Source organism: Pseudomonas sp. S1(2024) (assembly GCF_046557535.1).
This window is the reverse complement of the sequence record NZ_JBKGFP010000054.1, coordinates 23,981-30,520: the sequence shown is the minus strand read 5'-3', so window position 1 is coordinate 30,520 and position 6,540 is coordinate 23,981. Positions and strand designations below refer to the sequence as shown.

The 6,540-nt window shown below is 64.7% G+C and carries 6 protein-coding genes; all 6 read left to right on the top strand.

Annotated features, from left to right (window positions below):
* Window positions 1-265 precede the first annotated feature (265 nt).
* The 6 genes from urtA to ACLCGK_RS14890 all read left to right on the top strand — a co-directional run bounded on the left by urtA (window position 266) and on the right by ACLCGK_RS14890 (window position 6,495).
* Window positions 266-1,531, top strand: coding sequence for an urea ABC transporter substrate-binding protein (urtA, locus tag ACLCGK_RS14915; RefSeq protein WP_013974390.1), 1,266 nt, complete (start codon window positions 266-268; stop codon window positions 1,529-1,531).
* A 97-nt stretch (window positions 1,532-1,628) separates the two neighbouring features.
* Window positions 1,629-3,158, top strand: a complete 1,530-nt coding sequence (urtB, locus tag ACLCGK_RS14910) for an urea ABC transporter permease subunit UrtB (protein ID WP_410952269.1) — start codon at window positions 1,629-1,631, stop codon at window positions 3,156-3,158.
* Window positions 3,158-4,237 (top strand): urea ABC transporter permease subunit UrtC, encoded by a 1,080-nt coding sequence (gene urtC / locus ACLCGK_RS14905; protein ID WP_367245425.1) that lies wholly within the window; start codon window positions 3,158-3,160, stop codon window positions 4,235-4,237. The genes urtB and urtC overlap by 1 nt, the downstream gene beginning before the upstream one ends.
* Window positions 4,234-5,091, top strand: a complete 858-nt coding sequence (gene urtD / locus ACLCGK_RS14900) for an urea ABC transporter ATP-binding protein UrtD (protein WP_367245426.1) — start codon at window positions 4,234-4,236, stop codon at window positions 5,089-5,091. The genes urtC and urtD overlap by 4 nt, the downstream gene beginning before the upstream one ends.
* Before the next feature lie 158 nt (window positions 5,092-5,249).
* Window positions 5,250-5,948 carry an urea ABC transporter ATP-binding subunit UrtE gene (gene urtE, locus ACLCGK_RS14895; RefSeq protein WP_410952268.1) on the top strand — a complete coding sequence of 233 codons (699 nt, stop codon included), beginning with the start codon at window positions 5,250-5,252 and terminating at the stop codon, window positions 5,946-5,948.
* A gap of 31 nt (window positions 5,949-5,979) precedes the next feature.
* Window positions 5,980-6,495, top strand: coding sequence for a GNAT family N-acetyltransferase (locus ACLCGK_RS14890; RefSeq protein WP_410952267.1), 516 nt, complete (start codon window positions 5,980-5,982; stop codon window positions 6,493-6,495).
* Window positions 6,496-6,540: the final 45 nt, after the last annotated feature.

The following is a 6,540-nucleotide window of genomic DNA, read 5'->3' as shown; positions in this document are numbered from 1 at the left end:
TTTTGTGGAGGGAGAACACGACCTGAGGGGGGGGGGGGGGGGGTGGGTGGGGGGGGGGGGGGGGGGGGGGGGTTGGTTTGCCGGCGATGGGCCGCACAGCGGCCCCAATCCTGTGCACACAAATCCATCAGGCACCAACCTGGATCCAACCAACGCCCCAACACCTCGCACAACCCCTCTATTGCGCACCTTCCGCCGTTAGGCACACCCCTTGCAACACCCCTCCCCGCTTGCCCAACACATAAAAACTCAGCGGAGAGAGCACATGAAGCGACGCAGTCTGATCAAGGCCTTCACCCTTAGCGCATCGATCGCCGCAATGGGCCTGAGCTGGAGCATCCAGGCCGCCGAAACCATCAAGGTCGGTATCCTGCATTCGCTTTCGGGGACCATGGCCATTTCCGAGACTTCGCTCAAGGACATGGCGCTGATGACCATCGAGCAGATCAACGCAAAGGGCGGCGTGAACGGCAAGCTGCTCGAGCCGGTGGTGGTCGATCCGGCCTCCAACTGGCCGCTGTTCGCCGAAAAGAGCCGACAGCTGCTAACCCAGGACAAGGTGGCAGTGGTGTTCGGTTGCTGGACCTCGGTGTCGCGCAAATCGGTGCTGCCAGTGTTCGAAGAGCTCAACGGCCTGCTGTTCTACCCGGTGCAGTACGAGGGTGAAGAGATGTCGCCGAACGTGTTCTACACCGGCGCCGCGCCCAACCAGCAGGCCATCCCGGCCGTTGAGTACCTGATGAGCGAGGACGGCGGCAGCGCCAAGCGCTTCTTCCTGCTGGGCACCGACTACGTCTACCCGCGCACCACCAACAAGATCCTGCGTGCCTTCCTGCACAGCAAGGGCGTGGCCGACAAGGACATCGAAGAGGTGTACACCCCGTTCGGCCACAGCGATTACCAGACCATCGTCGCCAACATCAAGAAGTTCTCTGCTGGCGGCAAGACAGCCGTCATTTCCACCGTCAACGGCGATTCCAATGTGCCGTTCTACAAGGAGCTGGCCAACCAGGGCCTGAAGGCCACCGATGTGCCAGTGGTGGCCTTCTCGGTGGGCGAGGAAGAACTGCGCGGCATCGACACCAAGCCTCTGGTGGGCCATCTGGCGGCGTGGAACTACTTCGAGTCTGTGGATAACCCGGTCAACCAGAAGTTCGTCGCCGACTGGAAAGCCTACGCCAAGGCCAAGGGCCTGCCAGGCGCCGACAAGGCGGTGACCAACGACCCGATGGAGGCCACCTACGTGGGCATCCACATGTGGGCGCAGGCGGTGGAAAAAGCCAAGTCCACCGATGTCGACAAGGTGCGCGAGGCACTGGCCGGGCAAAGTTTCGAGGCGCCGTCCGGCTTCACCCTGACCATGGACAAGACCAACCACCACCTGCACAAGCCGGTGATGATCGGCGAGATCCAGGATGACGGGCAGTTCAGCGTGGTGTGGGAGACCGAGCAACCGCTGCGGGCGCAGCCATGGAGCCCGTTTATTCCCGGCAACGACAAGCGCCCTGATTACGCCGTGAAAGGTAACTGAGTGCACTGGGGCTGCTCTGCAGCCCATTCGCGGGCTCGCCCGCTCCCACAGGGACCGCACAATTTTCAAACTGTGCACCGTACCTGTGGGAGCGGGCATGCCCGCGAAGAATCCACCGCCGATTTCCAGGATTACCCGCATGCTCAGACTGCTGCTCACCCTGCTCCTGCTGATGCCCTTGGTAACCCAGGCCAGCGAGGGCGAATTCTTCCTCGCTGCCAAGCCCGCCGAGCAAGCCCGCCTGCTCGAAGGCTGGGCCGCACAACCCGATACCGCGCGCCTGGAGCTGCTGGGCAACCTGCGCCAGGGCCGCATCGCCGCCGACGACACGCGCAAGGTACGCCTGAACAACCGCCTGCGCGGCCTGATCGACAATGCCTTGGCTAGCCACCAGTTGCTCAGCGACAACAGCGACATCCGCCTGGCCGCTGCCCAACAACTACAGAAAAGCGCGCAACCGGCGCAAATGGCCTTCCTCGACCGGCGCTTCGCCAGCGAACCGGATGCCGCCGTGCATGCCGCCCTCGGCCTGGCCCTGGCCAACCTGCAGCTGGGCGCCAGCGAACCGGCAGTACGCCTGGCCGCCGTTCGCCTGCTCGGCGAAACCGGTGACCCGCTGGCCCGCACCCGCCTCGAAGCCTTGCTGCAACCCAACGCGGAAACCGACCCGGGCGTGCGCACCGCCGCCGAAACCAGCCTGGCCCAGGTGCAGCGCAAGCTGCTGGCCGGCGAACTGCTCGGCCAGGCCTTCAGCGGCCTGTCGCTGGGCTCGATCCTGCTGCTGGCAGCCCTTGGCCTGGCCATCACCTTCGGCCTGCTCGGGGTGATCAACATGGCCCACGGCGAAATGCTGATGCTCGGCGCCTACAGCACCTACATGGTCCAGGTACTGCTGCAGCGCTACGCCCCCGGCGCCATCGAGATCTACCCACTGATCGCCCTGCCGGTGGCCTTCACCGTCAGTGCCGGCGTCGGCATGGCGCTGGAGCGCACGGTAATCCGCCACCTGTATGGCCGCCCTCTGGAAACCCTGCTGGCGACCTGGGGAATCAGCCTGATCCTGATCCAGGCCATCCGCCTGCTGTTCGGCGCGCAGAACGTGGAAGTCAGCAACCCGGCCTGGCTGTCGGGGGGCATCCAGCTGCTGCCCAACCTGGTACTGCCATACAACCGCCTGGTGATCATCGGCTTCGCCCTGGCCGTGGTACTGCTCACCTGGCTGCTGCTCAACCGCACGCGGCTGGGCCTGAACGTGCGCGCGGTCACCCAGAACCGCAACATGGCCGCCTGCTGCGGCGTGTCCACCGGGCGCGTCGACATGCTCGCCTTCGGCCTCGGCTCGGGCATCGCCGGGCTTGGTGGCGTGGCCCTGAGCCAGGTCGGCAATGTCGGCCCGGACCTGGGCCAGAGCTACATCATCGACTCGTTCCTGGTGGTGGTGCTCGGCGGCGTCGGCCAGTTGGCCGGCAGCCTGTGGGCAGCCTTCGGCCTTGGCATCGCCAACAAGCTGCTGGAGCCGCAGATCGGCGCCGTGCTCGGCAAGATCCTCATCCTTGCGTTGATCATTCTGTTCATCCAGAAGCGCCCGCAAGGCCTGTTCGCCCTCAAGGGACGGGTAATCGACTGATGAACCAGCCACTGCTTGTCACCGCTACGCAAAAGGCCGGGCCACGCCTGACCCTGGCCATCGGCGCCGTCGTCGTCCTGTTGCTTGTGGCCCTGCCGCTGCTGTCGCTGCTGCCGGCGGACCATGCCCTGCAAGTGTCGGCCTACACTTTGACCCTGGTCGGCAAGATCCTCTGCTACGCCATCGTCGCGCTGGCCCTGGACCTGGTCTGGGGCTACGCCGGGCTGCTGTCGCTGGGCCACGGGCTGTTCTTCGCCCTCGGTGGCTACGCCATGGGCATGTACCTGATGCGCCAGGCCGCCGGTGACGGCCTGCCAGGGTTCATGACCTTCCTGTCATGGAGCGAGCTGCCGTGGTACTGGGCTGGCACCCAGCATTTCGCCTGGGCCCTGTGCCTGGTGGTGCTGGCGCCCGGGCTGCTGGCGCTGGTGTTCGGCTGGTTCGCCTTCCGCTCGCGAATCAAGGGCGTGTACTTCTCGATCATGACCCAGGCGCTGACCTTCGCCGGCATGCTGCTGTTCTTCCGCAACGAAACCGGCTTTGGCGGCAACAACGGTTTTACCAGCTTCCGCACCATCCTTGGCTTCGACATTGCCGCCCAAGGCACCCGCGCAGTGCTGTTCCTGCTCACCGTCGGCCTGCTGCTGGCCAGCCTGTACCTGTGCTGGTGCCTGACCCGCAGCAAGTTCGGCCGCCTGCTCACCGCCGTGCGCGACGCCGAAAACCGCCTGATGTTCTGTGGCTACGACCCGCGTGGTTTCAAGTTGCTGGTGTGGGTGCTCAGCGCCGTACTGTGCGGCCTGGCCGGTGCGCTGTACGTACCGCAGGTGGGCATCATCAACCCCAGCGAGATGTCGCCGACCAACTCCATCGAAGCCGCCGTGTGGGTGGCCCTGGGCGGGCGCGGCACCTTGATCGGCCCGCTGCTCGGCGCCGGCCTGGTCAATGGCATGAAAAGCTGGTTCACCATGGCCTTCCCGGAGTTCTGGCTGTTCTTCCTCGGCGCGTTGTTCATCCTCGTCACCCTGTACCTGCCCAAGGGCGTGGTCGGCCTGTTGAAGAAAAGGAGCCAGCCATGAGAGGCGTGCCCCCGGTACACCCGGAATTCATGCTCGAACCGGTGTTCGACAACCTCGGCGCCAGCCGCGACGCCATCGGCCTGGGCCAAAGCCGCAAGACCGGCCTCGACACCCGCCACGGCACGGTGCTGAGCCTGGAAGACATCAGCGTCAGCTTCGATGGCTTCAAGGCGCTGAACGCGCTGAACCTGTACATCGGCGTGGGCGAGCTGCGTTGCATCATCGGCCCCAACGGTGCCGGCAAGACCACGATGATGGATGTGATCACTGGCAAGACCAGGCCCGACACCGGTACGGCCTATTTTGGCGACACCCTCGACCTGACCCGCATGAGCGAATACCAGATCGCCCAGGCCGGCATAGGCCGCAAGTTCCAGAAGCCCACGGTGTTCGAGGCGCTGACGGTATTCGAAAACCTGGAGCTGGCGCTGAAGACCGACAAGTCGGTATGGGCCAGCCTGGCAGCGCGCTTGAGTGGGGAGCAGCGCCAGCGCATCGAGGAGGTGCTGGGCACCTTGCGCCTGCTGCCGCTGGCCCAGCGCCAGGCGGGCTTGCTGTCGCATGGGCAGAAGCAGTTCCTGGAGATCGGCATGCTGCTGGTGCAGGAGCCGCAACTGCTGTTGTTGGACGAGCCGGTAGCGGGCATGACCGATGCCGAGACCGAATTCACCGCCGAACTGTTCAAGGGGCTGGCTGGCAAGCATTCGCTGATGGTGGTGGAGCACGACATGGGGTTTGTCGGCAGCATTGCGGACCATGTGACCGTGCTGCACCAGGGCAGCGTGCTGGCGGAAGGGTCGCTGGAGCAGGTGCAGGCGGATGAGCGGGTGGTCGAGGTCTACTTGGGCCGGTGACCGGCATTTGAATTTTTGAAGCCTGTACCGGCCTCTTCGCGTGCTTGCCCGCTCCCACAGGAAACCCACAGTTTTCGAGCCCTGTGTAGTACCTGTGGGAGCGGGCAAGCCCGCGAAAGGGCCGGCACAGGCACAGCAACAATTTCAGGAATACACACATGCTCAAGATCGACACCCTGCACCAGTATTACGGCGGCAGCCACATCCTCCGGGGCCTGTCCTTCGAGGCCAAGGTCGGCGAAGTCACCTGCCTGCTGGGCCGCAACGGCGTGGGCAAGACCACCCTGCTGCGCTGCCTGATGGGCCTGGTCCCAGCGCGCGACGGCAGCATCGAATGGGAAGGCAAGCCGATCACCAGCCTCAAGCCCCAGCAACGGGTCCACGCCGGCATCGCCTACGTGCCCCAAGGCCGCGAGATCTTCCCGCGCCTCACTGTCGAAGAGAACCTGCTGATGGGCCTGTCGCGCTTCCCCGCCCGTGAAGCGCGCGAAGTACCATCCTTCATCTACGAACTGTTTCCCGTACTGGAACAGATGAAGCAACGCCGTGGCGGTGACCTGTCCGGCGGCCAGCAGCAACAGCTGGCAATCGGCCGTGCCCTGGCCAGCCGCCCGCGGCTGCTGATCCTCGATGAGCCCACCGAGGGCATCCAGCCTTCGGTCATCAAAGAAATTGGCGCTGTCATCCGTCGCTTGGCCGAGCGCGGTGACATGGCCATCCTGCTGGTGGAACAGTTTTACGACTTTGCTGAGGAGCTGGCCGACCAGTACCTGGTGATGGCCCGTGGCGAGATCATCCAGCGGGGCCGCGGCGAATACATGCAGGCCGAAGGTGTGCGCGGGCTGGTAACCATTTAATCTGCAAGCAACGACCCTGCGAGACGCTGTCATGAGTCATGAAATCCGCGACGCCCTGCCTACCGACGTGCCAGGCATCCTCGACATCTACAACGACGCGGTGCGCAACACCACGGCGATCTGGAACGAAAACCCGGTGGACCTGGCCAACCGCCTGGCCTGGTTTGCCGCACGTGCGCAGCAGGGTTACCCGATCCTGGTGGCGGTGGATGAGAGCGGTGTGCTGGGCTATGCGTCGTTTGGCGACTGGCGGCCGTTCGAGGGCTTTCGCCTTACCGTTGAGCATTCGGTGTATATCCGCGGCGACCAGCGTGGCAAGGGGCTGGGGCCGGTGCTGATGGCAGCGCTGGTCGAGCGTGCGCGCGAGTGTGGCAAGCATGTGATGGTGGCGGCCATCGAGAGCGGCAATGCAGCGTCGGTGCGCCTGCACGAGCGGCTGGGCTTCGTGGTGACCGGGCAGATGCCGCAGGTGGGGATGAAGTTTGGCCGGTGGCTGGACTTGACCTTCATGCAGCTGGTGCTGAACCCGGGGGCAGAACCAAGCTAAGTCTTGTGTGACATTCTTCGCGGGCAAGCCCGCGAAGAGGCCGGG